The 20139-nt window shown below is 64.1% G+C and carries 20 protein-coding genes; 7 read left to right on the top strand and 13 right to left on the bottom strand.

Going from position 1 to position 20139, the window contains the following annotated elements; all coding sequences use genetic code 11:
• The first annotated feature begins 175 nt into the window (after positions 1 to 175).
• Positions 176 to 625, top strand: coding sequence for a Cd(II)/Pb(II)-responsive transcriptional regulator (gene cadR, locus NFG58_RS16585; RefSeq protein WP_045992798.1), 450 nt, complete (start codon positions 176 to 178; stop codon positions 623 to 625).
• Between the two features lie 143 nt (positions 626 to 768).
• Here the strand turns inward: cadR and msrA are convergent, their stop codons facing one another.
• The 11 genes from msrA to NFG58_RS16530 all read right to left on the bottom strand — a co-directional run bounded on the left by msrA (position 769) and on the right by NFG58_RS16530 (position 10853).
• Complete coding sequence (gene msrA / locus NFG58_RS16580; RefSeq protein ID WP_045992797.1) at positions 769 to 1278, bottom strand: peptide-methionine (S)-S-oxide reductase MsrA; 510 nt, start codon at positions 1276 to 1278, stop codon at positions 769 to 771.
• Between the two features lie 2 nt (positions 1279 to 1280).
• Positions 1281 to 1727, bottom strand: coding sequence for a peptide-methionine (R)-S-oxide reductase MsrB (gene msrB / locus NFG58_RS16575; protein WP_045992796.1), 447 nt, complete (start codon positions 1725 to 1727; stop codon positions 1281 to 1283).
• 115 nt (positions 1728 to 1842) lie between these two features.
• Positions 1843 to 3000: a beta-aspartyl-peptidase gene (gene iadA, locus NFG58_RS16570; protein WP_348827002.1), complete on the bottom strand. Its 1158-nt coding sequence runs from the start codon at positions 2998 to 3000 to the stop codon at positions 1843 to 1845.
• Between the two features lie 61 nt (positions 3001 to 3061).
• Positions 3062 to 3844: a transporter substrate-binding domain-containing protein gene (locus NFG58_RS16565; protein WP_253553179.1), complete on the bottom strand. Its 783-nt coding sequence runs from the start codon at positions 3842 to 3844 to the stop codon at positions 3062 to 3064.
• 415 nt (positions 3845 to 4259) lie between these two features.
• Positions 4260 to 5021, bottom strand: coding sequence for a transporter substrate-binding domain-containing protein (locus NFG58_RS16560; protein ID WP_045992836.1), 762 nt, complete (start codon positions 5019 to 5021; stop codon positions 4260 to 4262).
• Between the two features lie 200 nt (positions 5022 to 5221).
• Complete coding sequence (locus tag NFG58_RS16555; RefSeq protein ID WP_108132404.1) at positions 5222 to 5953, bottom strand: ABC transporter permease; 732 nt, start codon at positions 5951 to 5953, stop codon at positions 5222 to 5224.
• Entirely contained in the window at positions 5953 to 6657 is a 705-nt protein-coding gene (locus NFG58_RS16550) for an ABC transporter permease (RefSeq protein WP_045992793.1), read from the bottom strand. The genes NFG58_RS16555 and NFG58_RS16550 overlap by 1 nt, the downstream gene beginning before the upstream one ends.
• An 18-nt stretch (positions 6658 to 6675) precedes the next feature.
• Complete coding sequence (locus NFG58_RS16545) at positions 6676 to 7446, bottom strand: ATP-binding cassette domain-containing protein (protein WP_045992792.1); 771 nt, start codon at positions 7444 to 7446, stop codon at positions 6676 to 6678.
• Between the two features lie 223 nt (positions 7447 to 7669).
• Complete coding sequence (locus NFG58_RS16540) at positions 7670 to 8677, bottom strand: succinylglutamate desuccinylase (RefSeq protein WP_045992791.1); 1008 nt, start codon at positions 8675 to 8677, stop codon at positions 7670 to 7672.
• 428 nt (positions 8678 to 9105) lie between these two features.
• Positions 9106 to 10128, bottom strand: coding sequence for an SMP-30/gluconolactonase/LRE family protein (locus tag NFG58_RS16535; RefSeq protein ID WP_348827001.1), 1023 nt, complete (start codon positions 10126 to 10128; stop codon positions 9106 to 9108).
• Between the two features lie 128 nt (positions 10129 to 10256).
• Positions 10257 to 10853 carry a lipocalin family protein gene (locus NFG58_RS16530; protein ID WP_348827000.1) on the bottom strand — a complete coding sequence of 199 codons (597 nt, stop codon included), beginning with the start codon at positions 10851 to 10853 and terminating at the stop codon, positions 10257 to 10259.
• Positions 10854 to 11008: 155 nt separating this feature from the next.
• Between NFG58_RS16530 and NFG58_RS16525 the strand changes: the two genes are divergently transcribed.
• The 4 genes from NFG58_RS16525 (at position 11009) to NFG58_RS16510 (ending at position 15609) form a co-directional block, all read left to right on the top strand.
• Positions 11009 to 12058, top strand: coding sequence for a class I SAM-dependent methyltransferase (locus NFG58_RS16525; RefSeq protein WP_124803316.1), 1050 nt, complete (start codon positions 11009 to 11011; stop codon positions 12056 to 12058).
• Between the two features lie 623 nt (positions 12059 to 12681).
• Complete coding sequence (dctP, locus tag NFG58_RS16520; RefSeq protein ID WP_348826999.1) at positions 12682 to 13731, top strand: TRAP transporter substrate-binding protein DctP; 1050 nt, start codon at positions 12682 to 12684, stop codon at positions 13729 to 13731.
• Between the two features lie 55 nt (positions 13732 to 13786).
• Positions 13787 to 14296 carry a TRAP transporter small permease subunit gene (locus tag NFG58_RS16515; protein ID WP_258183914.1) on the top strand — a complete coding sequence of 170 codons (510 nt, stop codon included), beginning with the start codon at positions 13787 to 13789 and terminating at the stop codon, positions 14294 to 14296.
• On the top strand, positions 14296 to 15609 hold the full coding sequence (locus tag NFG58_RS16510) for a TRAP transporter large permease subunit (RefSeq protein WP_045991708.1): 1314 nt from the start codon (positions 14296 to 14298) through the stop codon (positions 15607 to 15609). Before NFG58_RS16515 ends, NFG58_RS16510 begins: the two co-directional genes overlap by 1 nt.
• A 39-nt stretch (positions 15610 to 15648) precedes the next feature.
• Here the strand turns inward: NFG58_RS16510 and NFG58_RS16505 are convergent, their stop codons facing one another.
• The gene (locus NFG58_RS16505; RefSeq protein ID WP_045991709.1) at positions 15649 to 16725 is read right to left on the bottom strand and encodes a tartrate dehydrogenase; all 1077 of its coding nucleotides are present in this window, start codon (positions 16723 to 16725) and stop codon (positions 15649 to 15651) included.
• Between the two features lie 173 nt (positions 16726 to 16898).
• Between NFG58_RS16505 and NFG58_RS16500 the strand changes: the two genes are divergently transcribed.
• A complete protein-coding gene (locus tag NFG58_RS16500) occupies positions 16899 to 17804 on the top strand; it encodes a LysR family transcriptional regulator (protein WP_348826998.1) in 906 nt (301 codons plus the stop codon).
• Positions 17805 to 17820: 16 nt separating this feature from the next.
• Here NFG58_RS16500 and NFG58_RS16495 read toward each other — a convergent pair whose 3' ends face one another.
• Complete coding sequence (locus NFG58_RS16495; RefSeq protein WP_348826997.1) at positions 17821 to 18999, bottom strand: TauD/TfdA family dioxygenase; 1179 nt, start codon at positions 18997 to 18999, stop codon at positions 17821 to 17823.
• 164 nt (positions 19000 to 19163) lie between these two features.
• Here NFG58_RS16495 and NFG58_RS16490 point away from each other — a divergent pair, with 164 nt between their 5' ends.
• The gene (locus NFG58_RS16490; RefSeq protein ID WP_045991711.1) at positions 19164 to 20042 is read left to right on the top strand and encodes a LysR substrate-binding domain-containing protein; all 879 of its coding nucleotides are present in this window, start codon (positions 19164 to 19166) and stop codon (positions 20040 to 20042) included.
• The last annotated feature ends 97 nt before the right edge of the window (positions 20043 to 20139 follow it).

Genomic DNA, 20139 nt, shown 5'->3' with positions numbered 1-20139 from the left:
TTCGCGCTGCGCTCTTCAGGGGAATCTGCCATCTTGGGGGAATCTACCATCCTGGGAACTCCACTCGGGTCTCTGAGTCAGAGTTGACACCCTGTAGTCACTATAGGGTCAAGGGCTGGCACGAGACAGTCGATGCCTGGCCAGAATGGACGGACGTTTGGCGAGAGGAAAACCCATGAAGATCGGCGAGCTGGCAAGACGCAGCGGGGTCAAGGTGGAGACGGTGCGCTACTACGAGCGCGAAGGACTGCTGCCCGAGCCTGCGCGCAGCGAGGGCAACTATCGACTCTATCGTGAGGCCCACGCCGAGCGCCTGGACTTTATCCGTCACTGCCGCGCCCTGGACATGACGCTGGACGAGATCCGCGCGCTGCTGGTCTGTCAGGACGATCCCGAGCAGCCCTGCGAGGAGGCCGACGCCCTGATCGAGGCGCACCTGGGGCACGTCGAGCAGAGGATCGCACAGCTCTCCAGGCTCAAGGTCGAACTGGAAGGCCTGCGTCGTCGCTGCGCAGGCCAGGGCAAGGTCGGCGAGTGCGGCATCCTCAATGAACTGTCCCAGCCGGTCGATCCCCCCGAGACGCTGGAGCATGCCCATGTCGGTGGCGTCCATCCGCGGCGTTGAGCCCGGCTGGCGCAAGCCCGCGGCTCCCCTTGCAGAGAGCCCGGACAGGACACCAAGGGCCGGACACGACAGCGCCGCCCCGAGGGGCGGCGCTGGTGGGTCCGTGATGCGATGGCCTGGTTGGCGTTGTCAGACGACGCGCATCAGGCCTCTTCGGTGCGCCTGGGCAGTACCCAGTCCTTGCGCGGGAAGTGGCAGGTGTAGCCATGGGGAATGCGCTGCAGGTAGTCCTGGTGCTCGGGTTCGGCCTCCCAGAAATCCCCCACCGGCTCGACCTCGGTGACCACCTTGCCGGGCCACAGACCCGAGGCTTCCACGTCGGCGATGGTGTCGAGCGCTTCACGCTTCTGCTCCTCGTCCACGTAGTAGATGGCCGAGCGGTAGGACATGCCACGGTCGTTGCCCTGACGATTGGGCGTGGTCGGATCATGGATCTGGAAGAAGTACTCCAGCAGCTTGCGATAGCTGATCACGTCGGGATCGAACAGGATCTCGATACCCTCGGCGTGGGTTCCGTGGTTACGATAGGTGGCGTTTTGCACGTCGCCACCGGTGTAGCCGACCCGGGTGTACTCGACCCCTGGCAACTGGCGAATCAGATCCTGCATGCCCCAGAAGCATCCGCCTGCGAGAACTGCGCGTTGTTGTGCCATGTTCAGACCTCCTCGACTTGATTCAGATATTCGCCGTAGCCCTCGGCTTCCATGTCATCGCGATGGATGAACCTGAGCGACGCCGAGTTGATGCAGTAGCGCATGCCTCCCTTGTCCCTGGGGCCGTCGTTGAAGACGTGACCCAGGTGGCTGTCACCGTGGGACGAGCGCACCTCGGTGCGGATCATGCCATGGGACGAATCCACCAGCTCGTTGACGTAGGCCGGCTCGATCGGCTTGGTGAAGCTGGGCCAGCCACAGCCGGACTCGTACTTGTCCGACGAGGCGAACAGCGGCTCGCCAGAGACGATGTCCACGTAGATGCCGGGCTCCTGGTTGTGCAGGTGCTCCCCGGTGCCGGGACGCTCGGTGCCGCTTTCCTGGGTGACCCGATACTGCTCGCGGTTCAGTCGGGCGATGGCCTCGGGTGACTTTTCATAGGTTTTCATGGGCTCTCCTCGTGGGTGGGGGAGACGCAGGCTCGGCGCGATGGCTTGCCATCAAGGTTACACGCCAGCTTGCGGGACCGTAATCAGTCGTGGTGATGGAGAGATCCTTACACGCCTAACGATTCGTGTCACGCCGATGCAGGCATTGGCCCAGCGCCCAGACCTGGTCGATGGCCCAGTCATCGTCGCCGAGCACCAGCAGGTCGGCGTCCTGACCGACCGCCAGACGTCCCTTGCGCTTGAGCCCGAGGGCGTCTGCGGCGTGGGTGCTGGCGAGGCCCACGGCGACCTCCAGGGCGATGCCGTGGTCGTTGACGCACTCGCCCAGTACCTCGAACAGGCTGTCCAGGCGGCCAGCCTCGAGGCCGACGAATCGCCCCTCGGCGTCAAAGCGGGGCAGGGAAGCGTTGGCGTCGGAGGACAGGCTGATGCGCGAAGGGGCGACGCGGGCCTTGAGCGCCCTGGCGGCGGCCTCGGAGGCCGGCACCTCGCCGTCGGCCAGAAGCTCCTGCGTGGTGCTGGTGGTGAAGTCGATCCGCCCGCCGTCCCGGGCGAAGCGCAGGCCATCCTCGAACAGCGCCGCGGTGCGGTTGATGTGGGTCGGCATGAACTGGGCGATGGGCAAGGCCGTGGTGCGTGCTACCTCACGCAGGATCTCCAGGCCACCTTCGGCGTCGCCGGTGTGGATGAAGACGATCCCGGACTTGCCGGCGAGCATTCCTGCGGTGCGGCTCTCGGAGGCCAGCCGAGCAAGCTCATGGGCGCTGGGCTGGGAGCCGCGATGGTCGCTGATGGCGACCTCACCGACGCCGATGAACTCGGGGATATGGACGATATCCTCGGCCACCGAGCCGGTCAGGGTCACCGGCGGCAGCTGGTAGGAGCCGGTGTAGGCGTAGCAGCTCAGGCCGCCGGCGGCGAGCTCGCGTACCTTGCCGAGCAGGTTGGCCGGCGTGCGGGTCAGGGCGTCGGTGCCGAGCGCCCCCACCAGGGTGGTGACGCCGGAGGCGATGGCATCCTCGAGGCGGAGCTCGGGGGTGCGGGTGCCAAAGCCGCCTTCGCCACCACCGCCGGTCATGTGCACCAGTGGATCGACCAGGCCAGGGATGACTCGACGGCCCTCGAGGTCGTGTACCTCGAGGCCGGGAAAGTGTTCATCGACGCTGGCCTCGGGGTCCAGCACCGCCGCGATGCGGCGGTCGGTGATCAGCAGGTGCTTCAGGCCCATCGCGGCAGGGGCGTAGAGGCGGGCATTCTTCAGAAGGGTCAGCATGGTGGCTCCCGAGACAGGGCCGGCCCTGGGGCAGGCCGGCCTGAACGATAAAGGGCAACGTTCACAGTTTGACGTCGTAGCTGAAGTACTCGTTCATGATCTCGTCGTAGGTACCGTCTGACTTGAGCTCGGCCAGGGCCTCGTTGAAACGTTCGGCGAGTTCACGGTCGCGCTTGCGGAAGGCCACGCCGACGCCTTGGCCGAAGTAGGTCTCGGGCTCCTTGATGAAGTCGCTGATGCGCACGAAGTCGCTCTGCTCGGTATCGATGTCGATCATCGCCTCGGCGATCGGGTAGTCCATGAAGGTCAGGTCCAGGCGGCCGGCACGCAGGTCGGCGACCACGTCGTCGGCACTGGCGTAGCGGCGTACTTCGAGCACATCGCCGTACAGGTCGGTGACGTAGCGATCCTGCAGGGTGGCGCGCTGCACGCCGACGCTCAGGCCCTCGAGGCTGGCCTTGTCGGCGATGTCGATGTCGCGGTCGCGCGGCGTGATCCAGGCGCTCGGGGTGGTGTAGTAGGGCTCGGAAAACAGCACCTGGCGGCTGCGTTCCTCGGTGATCGCCATGGACGACATGATGGCGTCGAACTTGCGCGCCATCAGCGCCGGGATCATGCCGTCCCAGGGCTGTTCGACCCAGGTGCACTGGATCTCGAGGCGCTCGCAGACGGCGTTGCCCAGGTCGATCTCGAAGCCGGTCAGGGTACCGTCGGCGGTCTTGTACTCGAAGGGTTCGTAGGGCACATCGACGGCCAGACGCAGCGGCTCTTCGGCGAGTGATGGGCCTGCGCCGATCATCAGCGCGGACAGGGCGGAGGCCAGCAGAAGGGGGGAACGATTCATGGGGATTTCCTTGGAAAAGAGTGAATAACCACAGAGTAGGACCCCTGCAACGATGCATCAGCAGGGAGCTGCCGACAGACAGGGCAATGTCGCCAGGGGAGGGCGAACAAGCAGAACTTTCAAGGCATTGGAGTATGCGCAGGGGATGCTATTCGTCGAACCATTCGCTCAGGGCAAAGCCATCCAGCCAGGGCAGCCGGGGAAGGGACTCTGCGAAGATGGGGAGCCAGGTCAGGGGCACGAAGATGTCCTGTCGCTTCAAGGTGCTGTCGAGTGTTCTAGCGAGTGCTACAGCAAGTGTTCCAGCGAGTGCCGGTGGTGACACCGGACCCAAGAGGGTCCGGCGCGGTGCCTGCTCGAGGCGTTGGCTCGGGCAGGACTTGTTGCTTCAGCAAGATGCTTATTCAGCAAAGACTTATTCAGCAAAGTACTTGGCATGAATCTCTTCGTAGGTGCCGTTGTCCTTCAGGGTGGCGAGCGCCTCGTTGAAGGCCTTGGCCAGGTCCTCGTCACGCTGACGGAAGGCGATGCCGAAGCCGTCACCGAAGTACTCCTTGGGCTCGGTGATCTGCTCACCGACCACCTTGTAGTCGCCTGCCTCGCTGTCCAGCAGGGTCGACTTGCCGACCGGATAGTCGAGGAAGCCGATGTCGACGCGGCCGGAGTCCATGTCCAGCACCAGGTCGTCGGCGGTGGCGTAGCGGCTGACATCGGCCACGTCGCCGTACAGGTCGGTGACGTAGTTGTCCTGCAGGGTGCCACGCTGCACGCCGATGGTCAGACCCTCGAGGGACTCGACGTCAGGGTTGCCCATCTCCAGGTCGGTCGGGGCGAACCAGGCGGACGGCGGGGTGAAGTAGGGGTCGGAGAACAGCACCTGCTCACGACGCTCGTCGTTGATGGTCATGGAGGACATGATGGCGTCGTACTTGCGCGCCATCAGGCCGGGGATGATGCCGTCCCAGCCCTGAACCACCCACTCGCACTGGATGCCGACTTCAGCACAAAGAGCGTTACCCAGATCGATGTCGAAGCCGGTCAGCTCGCCGTCGGGGGTGCGGTATTCCATCGGCTCGTAGGGCACATCGACGCCGATGCGGATGTCACGAACCTCGGCCTGGGCGGTAGAAGCGAGAACCGCGGTGCCGATCAGGCCAGCGGTAAAGAGCTTGCGCAGTGTCATATAGGTAAACCCTTGTTATTGATAAGCGGGTGTTGATGCGATGGGAGGGCGTCTTGTGGACGCATACCATCACCTTAGCGAATCGGGGCCCTCTCAGGAAGGGCAGGGCGGCAGAAATGAAACGCCAGTTCCCAACGCTTGTTTGACGATAGCGCGACGGCGCCGGAGGCGGTGGCCTCCGGCGTCACGACGGCTTAACCGGAGGCCGGCTTCAAGTGGGCCAGCAGGCGCTTTTCCAGATAGCGGAACAGGTACAGGATGGCGAAGGTCAGGCACAGGTAGATCGCCGCCACGAACAGGAAGGCGTCGAAGGGCGCGTAGTAGCGGGCATAGACGAAGCGAGCCGCACCGGTCAGGTCCATGATGGTCACGACGCTGGCGATGGCGCTGGCGTGGAGCATGAAGATCACCTCGTTGCCGTAGGCCGGCAGCGCCCGGCGGAAGGCGCTGGGCAGCACGATGCGGCGCATCATCAGCGAGTAGCGCATGCCGTAGGCCCTGGCCGCCTCGATCTCGCCCCGCGGGGTGGCCTTGATCGCACCATGGAAGATCTCGGTGGTGTAGGCCGCGGTGTTCAACGAGAACGCCACCAGCGCCGGGAAGAACGGCTTCTCCAGCAGTACCCATAGCCAGGTGTCCTGGATGCCCTCGACGAACACCACGCCGTAGTAGATCAGGTAGAGCTGCACCAGCAGCGGCGTGCCGCGGAATACATAAGTGTAGAAGAAGATCGGCATCTTGATCCAGCGGCGCTTGGAACCCCGGCCGATGGCCAGTGGCACCGCGGCGATCAGGCCGACGATCAATGACAGGAACACCAGCTGGACCGTGGTGGTCAGGCCCTCACCGTAGTACGACAGGGTGTCGAGGGTGAAGATGGTGTTGTCGGCCAGCAGTGCTTCGATTGAGGCAAGCAGTGAATCCATCAGTCATGCCCTCCGAAGCCGACGTCGTAGCGCTTCTGCAGTCTGGCGAAGAACCACTCCGAGACGCTGGCGATCAGCAGATAGATGACCGCCACGATGATCATGAACAGGAAGGGCTCGCGGGTGGCCTTGGAGGCCTCCGCGGCGACCCGCACCATGTCGGACAGGCCGATTACCGAGACCAGGGCGGTGGTCTTCAACAGCACCATCCAGTTGTTGGACAGGCCCGGCAGGGCATGGCGCATCATCTGCGGGAAGCGAATACGGCGGAACACCAGGGCGTGGCTCATGCCGTAGGCGCGGCCTGCCTCGATCTGGCCGCTGTCCACCGCCAGAAAGGCGCCACGGAAGGTCTCGCCCATATAGGCACCGAAGATCAGGCCGATGGTCAGGACGCCGGCGACGAACTCGTTGACGTTGATGAAGATGTCGATACCGAAGCGGGCATACAGCCAGTCGGTGACCATGTTGATGCCGATCTGGCCGCCGAAGAACAGCAGCATCATCAGCACCAGGTCCGGTACGCCGCGGATGATGGTGGTATAGAGGGTGCCCAGGCGGTGGGCCACCCAGTTGCGCGACATCTTGGCGCTGGCGGTGACAAGGCCAAGCCCGATGGCCAGGATCAGTGACAGCACCGCCAGTTCGATGGTGACCAGCGCCCCCTCGAGAAGGCGTGGCCCGTAACCGTGAAGGTCAATCATGGGTCTCTCCTGGCCGCCTCAGCGCTTGGGTGCAAGGAATTGCTTGAGTCGCTCGGAACTGGGGTTGCCCAGCACCTGGTCGGGCGGACCCGCTTCCTCGACCTGACCCTGGTGCAGGTAGATCACCTGACTGGAGACGTCGCGGGCGAAGGCCATTTCGTGGGTTACCACGATCATGGTGCGGCCTTCCTCGGCCAGGTCACGCATGACCTTGAGCACGTCGCCGACAAGCTCCGGGTCCAGCGCCGAGGTCGGCTCGTCGAACAGCATGACCTCCGGGTCCATGGCGAGTGCCCGGGCGATGGCACCACGCTGCTGCTGGCCACCGGAAAGCTGGGCCGGATAGTAGTCGGCGCGTTCGGCCAGGCCGACCCGCTTTAGCAGGGCGCGGGCGTGTTCGATGGCCTCCTTCTTCGACTTCTTGAGCACGTGGACAGGCGCTTCGATGACGTTCTCCAGAAGCGTCATGTGGGCCCAGAGGTTGAAGCTCTGGAACACCATCGACAGCTTGGCGCGCATCTGTACCACCTGGTTCCAGTCGGCAGGCTCGCGGCCGTGCTTGGTTTCCTTGAAGCGGATCTGTTCGCCGTGGACAAACAGCTCGCCCTCGTTGGGCTGTTCAAGCAGGTTCATGCAGCGCAGGAAGGTGCTCTTGCCGGAGCCGGAGGCGCCGATCAGGGTGATGACGTCCCCCTTGCGGGCCTCGAGAGACAGCCCCTTGAGCACTTCGGTGTTGCCAAAGCGCTTCTTGATATTGCGCACTTCCAGCGGAATTGGTGTATCAGCCATGAATCGGGCTCCAGATAGAATCGGCCGTGCCGGGTGGGCCGGCCGGATGGCGCGGGCTGGCGCGAAAAAAACGGGGGATTCTAACAGGCTTGGAACGGCGCAGCAGACGAAGCTGATCCGAGGGGGTATAGACCTTCGTCGAGTATAGGGGCGGGAGTTGTCATGCGTCTATCTCCAGGTTGTTGTTATGTATATATTTATTGTAAGTAAAAGAGGTGCGATCTCACGCTGATGTCAGCCTCACCGGGCGCACCAGCAGCGCCGCTCGAGCGCCGAGTTCTACCCTGGCGTTGGGGAACACCACCTTGAGCGGCTCGTCACCGATACGGGTATCGCCGGCCTGGGCGTCACGCGCCACCACGGTACCGGGGGCGAACTCGGTGAAGTTGGGAATGTCATCGGCAAAGCACAGCGCGAAGTCCTCGCTTTCACGGAACACTTCGACAGCCACCGCAAAGCCATCAAGCTGCTGGATCTCGCCCGACTCGGGCAATTGTCCGGCGATCAGCGACTGAATCAGCCGGCCCATGGGTTCAAGTGGCTCGAGATCATTGTGGCCGAACGGCAACGCCTTGCCGAGTTCCAGGGTAAACGCCTGGGCGCCGTGGTAGTGCTTGCTGTAGTGGGAGAAGGTCCAGCTATGCTGATGCTGCTTGAGCGCCGCCTGGATGCCCGCGCCGGCCATCCAGTGCCACTGCTCGCTATCGGTACGAGTCTCGGCGAAAGGGTCCACCACGAAGCGTGGGTAGTGGCTGTCGCGGATCGCGGTGTGCAGGTCGTAGTGCAGCCTTGGCAGCTGGCTGTGGTCGGCGAAGAAGGCATCCACCGCGGCCATCAGCTCACGCGCGCGGACGGCCTCGTCGCCTGGCTGGTCGAGTTCCCGCCGGAACAGCCGATTAAGGTTGGTCTCGACGAAGCGGGTGTTGCGACGAATCGCCTCGAGGTTGCCGAGGATCACCAATACCGGAGCACCGACAGAGGCAAGCCCTGCCTCCAGGCGCGCCAGGCAATCACCCAGCAGCTCGATCGGCGCGGTCTCGTTGCCGTGGATGCCGACGGACAGCACGCAGGCGCGTGCATCTGCGCCGACGGTGTCCGGGATCAGGCGCAGCAGGCCTGGCCCCTCGATCCGATAGCGGCCGCCTTTTAGCGAGCCTTCCCGGCCCTTGATCGGCCGGTCGGGGGACGACGCATCGGCCTCAAGACTTGCCGTCAGCCACTCAGCCAGCATGGCGACCTCCCGCCAGAGGCGAGGAACAAAGGGAACCTGAGTCGGGTGTCAGAACAAACGTCATCGGGAGTCTTCTTGTTGCCAAGGCATTTATCGAATTCTTGTCGCCGCACCATTGCGAGCCCCCAGGAGGACCCCGTTGCCTCTTATCGGCCCAGAGCTGGCCCACTACCTACCCACTAGCGACCCTCCGGGCCGACTCGCCAGCCGAGCTGGGGCGAACGGAAACAGGGCAGGGCGTGGCCTGTCAGCGGCCGATGGTCGGGCATTCGATCATCGCTGGAGGCGCGGATGCCGCTTCACCTTCTTAGGCAGCGAGGGACCTCGCAAGAGCGAGCGTCGATCTGGTGAAAACCGGGGGTGCGATAATGAAAGGCCCGGCAGCATTCGCCGCCGGGTTGGAGATGAGCGGCCACAGCGGCAGGCGCCTAGAGACCGCGAGCGCCGGTATAGAGGGTATACAGCGATTGACTGGCGGCCATCAGCAGACGGTTGCGCTTCTCTCCGACGAAGCAGACGTTGGCGCAGACTTCCGGCAGCAGGACGCGACCGATCAGGGTGCCATCCGGAGCAAACACGCTGACCCCATCCTTGCCCTCGCCCCCTGAGGTGCCGACCCAGAGGTTGCCGTCCTCATCACAGCACATGCCGTCGTAGCCCTCGCTGGTGCTTTCCACCAGCCTCTCGGCACCAGCCAGCGTCCTGTTCTCGGCGCTGAAGGTGAATCGCGTGATGGTAGCGGGCTGATCGGGATGGTGCGAAGGGGCGGTATCGGTGACATACAGCGAGCTGCCGTCCGGCCCCAGGGCGATACCATTGGGCTTGTAGAGCTCTGTGGTCAGAAGGGTCGGCTCCTGCATGCCGTCCTCCCAGTAGTAGATGGCGGTCTCGAGTTCGAGCGAGCGCTGCTTGCCCTCGTAGTCGGAGTGCGCGCCGTAGCCGGGGTCGGTGAAGATGATGGCGCCGCCGGGCAGGGTGACCAGATCGTTGGGGGCATTGAGTGGCTTGCCGTCGAAGGTGCTGGTCAGCACATGGCGACTGCCGTCCCACTCGTAGCGAACCACCTGGGCCGGCGAGTGTTCGCAGGCGATCAGACGACCACGATCGTCGAAAGCGTTGCCGTTGGAATGGCCGATATGATCACGCAGCACGCTGACCTGGCCGCTGGCCTCGTCCCAGCGCATCTGCCGGGCCCTGGGGATGTCGCTGAACACTGCGTAGCGACCCACGGCGTTCCAGGCAGGCCCCTCGAGCCAGAGTCCGCCCGTCCATTCCCGTTCCAGCGGGGCGTTGAACAGCATGTACTGCTTGAAGCGATCATCCACCACCTGCCAGGCGTCGATCGGATAGCGCTCGGGCGTGCCGCCGGCGTGGGCAAATAGCGACGGCGCCGCAGCGGTGGCGCCGATGGCCGCCGTGGCGGCAAGAAACTCTCGTCTTCCCAGTGACATTGCTTGACCTCCATGCAGTGAAAGGGCGACCGAGGTGGTCGCCCTTTCAGCGTATGAGGTGTTCACTGGTCTGTATGTTATACATTCTGACGAGGTCAGGCGGCCCTGCGGCAGCGCCTGACTATTGCTCAGCCCTGGCGATAGGGCTCGCACTCCTCGCCCTGTTCGACCTCTATCAGCTCCTCGACCGGGTAGTCCAGATCCTGTGCGCGCTGGACCAGCGAGCGGTAGGTCGCATCGTCAAGCTGGGGACTTCTGGCGAGGATCCACAGATAGTCGCGGTCCGGTCCGGTGACCAGCGACCATTGTCCGGCGTCATCCAGCGCCAGAATGTTGTAGCTTGCATAGAAGGGGCCGAAGAAGCTCACCTTCAGGCGGCCGACGTTGTCTTCCTCCAGCAGGTAGGCCTTGCCTTCGGCCACGTCGGGCTCGCCCTTGGACAGGTCGACGCCACGGTTGATCACCTGGATGCCACCGTCATCCCGGGTGGCGTAGTCGGCGGTGACGCAGTCGAGCCCTTCCTCGAAGCTGTGATCGAAGCGCGCGATCTCGTACCAGCGACCCAGATAGTCCTCCAGGGCGAAGTCATCGATGGGCTGGGTGCCAGAGGGCAGGCCTGTGCAGGCCGACAGCACCAGCGGGGCGCCAACGGCTGCGAGCAGGGTGGAGAGGCGCGTCGGCTTTCGAGCCGGGGCCGACGAAGGCCGGCGTCCTTGCGTATCCATGAGGGCTCCTGAAGGGGGGCAGGCGGGTGGAAGACGAGTCACCGCTGAATGTGTTGCATAATTTTCGTACAAGAAGTGTATGTCTTTTTTGCTGCTGTTGTCCAAGAGGCTTCCCGCTTGAGGTCGAGCAGCCATAAACGTGCAAGGAGCGCCGCATGACGCTAAAGGGGACACCCGGAGAGGCCGCGCAGGGAACGGCAGGTAGCCAGCTGGGCCAGCACTATGATGCCAAAGGAAGCCTGCTGGCACGGCTCGAGCGTGCCTTCGTCGAGGCGGGATGCGACCCCGACCATCTGAGTCACGACGAGATGGCCGGTATCGATCAACTGCATCTGGGGGGCAGGGCGGCCAGCCGGCGATTGATGGCCCTGGCGGGGGGAGATGCCGGCCAGTCCCCGAACAAGGGGGACGGTCCTCGCTTGGACGCGGTCGCGGGTGCGGGCACGGGTTCCAGCGGCGCAGCGCGCCTTCTCGATCTGGGGTGCGGTACCGGCGGCGCCAGTCGTCTGCTGGCCCGCGAGCTTGGCTACGAAGTGGTGGGGGTGGATATCACGCCGGGTTTCATCGAGGTCGCGACCTGGCTGAGTCGGGCCTGTGGACTGGAGGACAGTACCCGTTTCGTGTGCGCCGATGCTGCCGAGTTGCCGCTGGGGGATGCCAGTGTCGAGGCGGTGTGGTGCCAGCATGCCCTGCTCAATATGCCGGACATCGCCGCTGTGCTGAGCGAGTGTCGCAGGGTGCTCGCCCCGGGCGGCAGGTTGCTGCTCCACGAGGTGGTTCGAGGCGACAATCCTGCGCCGTTATCGCTGCCGGTGCCCTGGGCGAGAACGCCCGAGCATAGCCGACTGTTGTCCCTGAAGGATCTCGAGCAACACCTCCAGGCCGCCGGGTTTCAGCGCCAGGCACTGGAGGATGTCAGCGCCGAGGCGCTGGCCTGGCGCAGCCATCACCGGCGTCGCGAGCAGGGCGGGACCGACCGCCGAGCCCATGGGGGCAGCAACACGGACCAGGCGCAGCCGCCCAGGCAGGAGGGGGGCGAGTCGTCACCTCAGGCGTCAGGACCTGCTGCCCGTCCTCCCATTCGTCCCCGCTTGCCCGGGCCTGCGCTGATCTTTGGTGAGGTCTTCGTGGAGATGGGCCGTAACCTGCTCGATAACCTCAGCGACGACCGGGTACGGGTGGTCCAGGGGGTGTGGCAACACTAGGGCTTTTCTGAAAAGTGTCTGCACTCGGTAATACGGCGTTAAAAATCGCCTTAGAATGCTCATTTACACCCCGTAAACTGCGCTTTCTCGACGATTTTTGCCTTGTCTAACCTTCGCTCGTCGACTTTTCTGTGAAAGCCCAGCCATTGCCGCGAACCTGACAGTTTCTCCCTCCACTGCCGCTGTATGTCGTGCAGCGGAGTGCCTCCTCAAGGAGGCTCTCTCTCCCATGGTTGCCTCCTCAGGGGGCACGGGCTTGCCAAGTCTACTGATGCTCTGCGCTCTCTCTGCTCGGCATCCTTCTCTGTTTCCTGCCTTCCCTCCGTGCTTTTTTTTCTGGCTCTCTCGGCCGACGCGCGACGCCTTGGTACAGGGTGGCCTGGTGCGGTTGTGTCACGTCGAGCTGGCATGCGCCACCTGACCGGGTTCTGGGCTGACCGTTGTCGTGATGGATCACAGGGGCGGGCTTTCACGGCGCTCTTGCATTTGGGTATCCTGTAAATATATTTTATACAATCTACGTTTTGGCGGTGTTGCCTGAGTCTGGGTGTATCGGCCTGTCGAAGCGTTGGGGAATGTGGAATCTGGCGATGGGCGCTGGATACACCGATGGAGTCAATACAATGAACAACAAGGCCTTGAGTGCAGCAGTGATCGGAAGTCTGGTGATGGGGCTGGTGGCGCCTGCCCTGGCGGCTGACGTCGAGTGGAAGGTGCCGACCTCGGTACCGGCGGGCTCCCCTTTTTACGAGAACTTTCTGGAGCGGTTTGCCGATAACGCCGACACCCTCAGCCAGGGTCGGGTGGAGATCAAACCCTTCGGCGCAGGGGTGATCGTACCTGCGTTGCAGGTATACGAGGCCGTGCTGGAAGGCACCGTGGAGGCGGGGCACTCCACGCCCAGCTACCTGGTAAACCAGAAGCCCATCAACGCCATCTTTGCCGGCTTCCCCGGTGGCATGGGGCCGGAGACCTATATCAACTGGATCTACGAGGGGGGCGGTCAAGAGGCCTTGCAGGAGCTGCGTGCCAGCGAGGGGTTGCATTCCTTGATCGTCGGTATCGGCTCCACCGAAGTCTTCGCTCACGCCAACGTCAGGATCGATGGTGCCGACGATCTCGAAGGTTTGAAGTATCGTACGTCGGGCCCCTGGGCGGAGGTGATGCGTGAATACTACGGCGCAGTGCCGACCGTGGTGCCGCCGGGGGACACCTACACCCTGCTTCAGCGCAAGGGTGTCGACGCGGTGGAGTGGGCAACCCCATCGAGCAACCAGCCAGAAGGGTTCCATGAAGCCGCCAAGTACATCGTGGTTCCCGGCGTGCATCAGCCCACCTTCCTTTGGGAGGTTGTCGTGACCGAGGACACCTGGGCGGCCGTCCCAGACGACCTCAAGCCGCTGATCGAAGCCGCCGCCAAGCTCACGACCTATGAAGGCCTGAGCCAGTTCTATCACCAGGACATGCTGGCCATGGAGGCTTACCGTTCGGGCCGCAATGAAGTGGTGAGCCTGGACCCCGAGTTTGTCGAGGATCTGGCCCAGAGCGGTCGGGCCTGGATGGAGGCCACGGTTGAAGCGTCAGACGATCCTGCAATGCAGGCGCTGCTGGAAGACTACCGCACCTACCAGCAGCGCTGGAGCGAGCAGAACGACTACCTGATCCGCGACTGACCCCTCAACCGATCCTGGAGGAACGTCACCTCGGCCTGCGGGGTGACGCCTATTCATGAATACACTGATGAACCTCATCGACAGGGCGTCGACGCTGCTGGCGTGGGGCAGTCGCCTGGCGCTTGTCGCCCTGACCGGCGCCATGCTCTACGAAGTCATTGCACGCTATGTCTTCAATGCCTCGACCATCTGGGCCTTCGATCTGTCCTACATGGCCACGGGAACTGCCTTTGTTCTCGGCATCGCCTGGACCGCCAAGGTGGATGGCCACGTCAGGGTCGATGCCTTTAGTCGCCTGCTTCCGCCGCGTCTGGTCCAGCGCCTGCACGGTGCCGTCTATCTACTGCTGATGATGCCGGTGGTGGCGCTGATGGCGCATCACGGATGGCTGCGCACCCTGCGGGCCTGGCACACCAATGAGGTGGAAATGGTCAGCGTATGGGCACCCAGGATGTGGCCGCTCTACGCCCTTATCGCCATCGGGCTTTCCCTCTTCGCCTGCCAGCTTGCGGTGGACGGAGTGCGGCAGCTTTGTACAGCACGTACCACCGAGGAGAGTCGCTGATGGATGCCCTCGTTGCCGGTCTGATGTTTCCCGGCTTATTTCTGCTTATCTTCCTGGGCATCCCCATCGCCTATTCGTTGACGTTGGTCTCGGTTGCCGCTGGCTGGTACGCCTTCGGACCGATGATCTTTCAGCAGCTGTACGGTAGCGTCTACAGCGCCGCCACCCACTATGTGCTGTCTTCCATCCCGCTGTTTGTGCTGATGGGAGGAATCCTCGAGAAGTCGGGAATCGCGCGTCAACTGTTCGATGCCATCCAGCTCTGGATCGGCCGACTGCCTGGGGGGCTGGCGCTGACGACGATCGCCATGGCGGCCATCTTTGCCGCCGCCTCTGGAGTGGTCGGTGCTGTCGAGATCATGATCGGTCTGATGGCGATACCCGCGATGCGCGCCTATGGCTATCGCAATAGCCTGATGAGCGGGACCATCTGCGCCGGGGGCTCTCTGGGCACGATCATTCCGCCGACCGTGATCGTGGTGGTGTATGCGGCCCTTGCCCAGCTTTCCATCGGCGAACTCTTTGCCGCCATCATTCTGCCAGGCGGATTGATGGTCTCGCTGTTTGCTCTCTACATTCTGGTGCGCTGCGCCCTGCGCCCCCAGGACGGCCCTCCGGCCGTGGAGGCGACACCCTTGCCGCTGGGCCAGAAGCTCGCGATCACCGCCAAGGCCCTGGTACCCCCGCTGTTGTTGATGTTTGCGGTGCTGGGCTCGCTGCTGATGGGCATTGCCTCACCGACAGAGGCGGCGGCGGTCGGCGTGGGCGGCGCCTTGCTGCTGGCTGTGATGAATGGCGGTATCAGCGTCCAGGCGCTAGGGGAGTCGCTGTCCCTGACGGTGCGCATCACCGCCATGATTCTGCTGATCGTGGCGGGGGGCACCATGTTTACCGGGATCTTTGCGGTCAACGGCGGCGGCGAGATGGTGGCCGAGATCGCTGAGCAGCTCGGCGGCCCCACCGGTGTCATACTGTTCTTCCTCGGCGTGACCTTCCTGCTCGGCTTCGTGCTCGACTGGACCTCCATCGTGCTGATCTGCGTTCCGATCTTCACGCCGGTGGTCAAGCAACTGGGCATCGATCCGGTCTGGTTCGCCACCCTGGTGCTGGTGACCATCCAGACCAGCTATCTCACCCCACCGATGGCATCGTCGATCTTCTATCTGAAGTCCATCGCCCCGGATGACATCACCTACGGTCAGATGTGCCGAGGCGTGCTGCCCTTCATCGCGATCCAGCTGGTGACGCTACTGGCGGTGGCACTGGTGCCGAGTCTGGCTACATGGTTGCCAGAGCAGATCGTGGGGTTCTGAAGACCGGCCCGGCTCGAGGATGCCGGGCCGGCAGGGGGCTCAGCCCTGGGCGATACGCTCGCTGATCGCGGCGCCCAGACGCTCGGTGGTGCCGTTGCCGCCCAGATCCGGGGTCAGCACTTCGCTGTCGCCGTCTTCCAGCACCGCCTCGATGGCGGCCAGGATGGCGTCGCCGGCGTCCTTGTGACCCAGGTGTTCGAGCATCATGGCGCCGGACCAGATCTGGCCGATGGGGTTGGCGATGCCCTTGCCGGCGATATCCGGGGCGCTGCCGTGAACCGGCTCGAACAGGCTCGGGAAGGTGCCTTCGGGATTGATGTTGGCCGAGGGCGCCACGCCGATGGTGCCGGTACAGGCGGGCCCCAGGTCGGAAAGAATATCGCCGAACAGGTTGGAGGCCACCACCACGTCGAACCAGTCCGGATGCATGACGAAGTTGGCGGTCAGGATATCGATGTGGAACTTGTCCACCTCGACGTCGCCGTACTGCTTGGCCATCTCGGCCACACGGCTGTCCCACCAGGGCATGGTGATGGCGATGCCGTTGGACTTGGTGGCCGAGGTCAGCTTCTTGCGCGGGCGGCTCTGGGCCAGGTCGAAGGCGTACTTGAGCACCCGGTCGACGCCGTGGCGGGTCATCACCGTTTCCTGGATCACCACCTCCCGGTCGGTGCCCTCGAACATGGTGCCACCGACGCTCGAGTATTCGCCTTCGGTGTTCTCGCGGACCACGTAGAAGTCGATGTCGCCGGGCTCGCGACCGGCCAGCGGGCTCTTGATACCCGGCAGCAGGCGGCAGGGGCGCAGGTTGACGTACTGGTCAAACTCGCGGCGGAACTTGAGCAGCGAGCCCCACAGCGAGATGTGATCCGGTACCTTTTCGGGCCAGCCGATGGCGCCGTAGAAGATCGCATCGAAGTCGATCAGCGTCTCGCGCCAGTCGTCCGGCAGCATCTTGCCGTGCTCGAGGTAGTAGTCGCAGCAGGCGAAGTCGAAGGTCTGGGTATCCAGGTCGATAGCGAAGCGCTTGGCGGCAGCCTCGAGGGCGCGCACGCCCTCGGGCATGACTTCGGTGCCGATACCGTCACCGGCGATGATGGCGATGCGATGGGCCATGAAAGCTCCTTGATCCTGTCTGCTGGCGTGTAGAGGGTGCCTCGCGCAGCGGCCACGATTGTGCTTGGTGTGAAGGGTGGCGGCGGCAAGGTGTAAGGTCAGTCTAGCTCTTTACAGCGAGGCGATAATGGGGCTCGATGGCAATTCATTGTTGATCTCAAGTGGAGAAAAGGGTGGCATCGCTCGATGATCTGGCGTTCTTTCGTCAACTGGCCCAGGCCGGCAATCTGACCGCCACCGCACGCGAGCTGGGACTGTCGCTGTCGGCGGTCAGCAAGCGCCTGAAGCAGCTGGAGGCGCGGCTCGGGGTGGAGCTCGCCACGCGTACCACCCGGCGGCTTACCCTGACCGCCGAAGGTGAGCGTTACCTGGCAAGGGGGGTAGCGCTACTGGATGAGCTGGCCGAACTGGAAGAGAGCCTGGGCGAGGATCGCAAGGCGCTGGCGGGACCGCTGCGGCTCAACGCGACCTTCGGTTTCGGCCGTCGCCATGTGGCGCCCTTGCTGTCCGAGTTCTGTGCCTTGCATCCGGGCATCGAGGCGTCACTGGAACTCTCGAACTTTCCCGCGCCATTGGTTGAGGGCGTGGATCTGGGCATCCGTATCGGCGAGCCCCCCGACTCGCGCCTGGTGGCCCGCCGTCTGGTGGCCAGCCGACGTGTTGCCTGCGCCTCTCCCGACTATATAGAGCGCTGTGGTCGGGCCGAGACTCCCCAGGCGCTGCAGCGCCACGCCTGTCTGGTTCTGCGAGAGAATGACAGCGATTTTGCGCTGTGGCGATTCGTCGACGCCGACGGTGTCGAGACGTCGGTCAAGGTCGGCGGGCGCCTTACCAGCAATGACGGTGAGGTCATCAAGCGACTGGCGCTCGATGGTCACGGGGTGATGCTGCGCTCCTGGTGGGACGTTCACGATGAATTGAAGGAGGGGCGCCTTGTCAGCCTGCTGCCGAGCTGGCAGGGGGTGCGTGCCGACTTCTTCGCGGTCTACGCCCAGCGCCGGCACGTCCCCGCGCGCTTGCGTGCGCTGGTCGACTTCCTCGCTCGGCGCCTGGCGGCCAGGATCCCGTCACTCGATTGAACGACTGCCGGCCCCGTCAGCCCTTGCGTGCCAGCACTCGCAGCCGGGATTCCAGCATGTCGCGGTCCAGGTAGGTGCCCTGGAGGTGACGCTCTCCGGTGGAGGGATCGAAGGCCTCACGTCCATGCAGTACCCGGCGGTTGTCGAAGGCCACCATCTGCCCGGGACGCAGGTCGAGGGCAATCTGATGCTGTGGTGCATGCAGCAGGGTCCAGAAGTGGTGGTAGGCCTCGTACCAGGAGGTGATCAGGTCGGCAGGCAGGTGCAGGGTGTCACGAATCCAGTTGTTGAAGCGAATTTCGCGGATGCGACCATCCGTGCCGACGTCGATGACCGGCTCGCGGACGCCGATATCGTGTTCCTCGTCCTGGAAGCGAAAGTCGATGGCGGTCTCGGCCAGAAGCTGGAAGTGATCGGGGTTGGCCGCGCGCAGCGCCTCGGCGACCTGGATGCCGTCGGCGAAGATCGAGCCGCCGCCTTCGGCATCGTTCTTCAGGCAATACAGCAACTGCATGTCCGGCGGTTGGCGCCAGTTGGGCAGGTCCGTGTGCAGCGCCAGGGCAATCGAGGTGTAGGCCGCGTTGTTGGGGTTGGGCTTCGAAATGACGTCGAAGCGAGCCCCGAAGTTGGTGGCCTTGAGCGGGCCAATGCGCCGTGCCAGGCGACTGACCTCCTCGAGTTCCAGCGGCCCCTCGTCGAGCAGCACCAGGCCGTCGCGCAGCAACGCCGTGATCCAGGCTTTTTCGCCGTTGCCACCGGCTACCAGATCGGCATGCCGCACATGCTGGGGGGAAAACGGTGTCTGCCAGGCGACAGGCCGCGGCAGGCTGTCGATGGCGGCCTCGCCGGGGCGACGCTGGTGCAGCCAGCCGGCGGCGAAGCGGCTGTGGTGTCCGTCCTGCCAGTCAAGGTGGAGCTGACCGTGCTCGATGCGGGCCTCGTCGAGCCCTGGAACGGCGGCCATCGGTGTGACCAGGCGTTCCCGGGTCAGCGGGTGGCGGCACTGATCACAGGCGCAGTGATCGCGCAGCCACAACAGAGGAAATTGTCCTCGGTCGCCGTTGTTCCAGACCAGCGAGAGACGCAAGCCTTCAGCGACCACGTCGGTCAGCGTCAGGTGCTGGGGCCAGGGGGCCAGTTCGTGCATATCGATGTGGCGGGCGTCGGCGGTCGAGGTCAACGAGGTGGTGCTCATGGATGGCTCCCAGGTGACGAGTGTTGACGAAATAGGTGACGAGTGTTGACGACGATGGTGGGGGCTCGAGGCGATGGCGACAAACGACTAATATGACGCCTTAGGCCAAGCCTGGCTTATGACTGTCTTTTTCATCGACGCTAAACCACAGGGCCAGAAACCACATGCACCGACTTCCTCCTCTGCATTGGCTGCAGGCCTTCGAGGCCTCGGCAAGAACCCTGAGCTTTACCGCAGCGGGCCAGGAACTGTCGGTAACCCAGGCCGCCATCAGTCAACGTATTCGGCTGCTGGAGGACCGCCTGGGGCAGCCACTGTTCGTGCGCCACCCGCGCAGCCTGACGCTGACGCCGGCGGGCCAGGCCTGGTTGCCGAGCGTTCAGGAAGCCTTTGCGCGGCTCGATGAGGGCACCCTGGAGGTGTTCGGCGTGACCCCGGATCGTTCGGTGACGCTGCGCACTACGCCGGCGCTTCAGAGCCAATGGCTGGCGCCTCGTCTGGCACGATTTCACCTTACCCACCCCGAGGTGACCGTGCGTGTGGTCAGCGCCGTCTGGAGTTCGGATTTCGGTGCCGAAGGGGCCGATATCGAACTGCGCTACGGCCAGGGAGAGTGGCGCGGCATGGAGTCGATCTCTCTGGGGGCGTCGTCGTTGTTGCCGGTCTGTACGCCGCCGCTGGCAGGGCAGCTCGTCTCTCTGGATGCCCTGGCCGGGCAGACCTTGCTCCACGCGGCGGGCTTCGCGGCCGGCTGGCCGGCCTGGTTGGAGCACGCCGGGCGCAAGGACCTGTCGAGCCACTGTCACAGTCTGATCTGCGACAACCTGTCCATGGTGATGGCCCTGGCCCGGCAAGGGGCGGGGGTGGCGCTGGTGCACCGCTGCCTGCTGGAAGATCCCCAGGGGCTGGTTGCCCCGTTCGACATCGAGGTGCCCACCCGCGAAGGATTCTGGTTGTGTCGCCCGCGCAGTGCGCAGGGCAGTATCGAAAGCGAACGGCTATGGCGCTGGCTGGCGGGCGAAGTGGCGCCTGGGCCATCGTGACAACTTTGTCGGCAAGAGGTCAGGCCTCGGCACTTTGCTCCAGGAGGGCTGGGGCTGAGCCGCTCGAGTCGGTATGATCGTGCCCGCTTATCGAGCG

The organism is Halomonas sp. RT37 (assembly GCF_040070525.1).
Taxonomy (GTDB): domain Bacteria; phylum Pseudomonadota; class Gammaproteobacteria; order Pseudomonadales; family Halomonadaceae; genus Halomonas; species Halomonas litopenaei.
The sequence above is the reverse complement of the archived record's forward strand: the minus strand, read 5'-3'. Positions and strand labels throughout refer to the sequence as shown.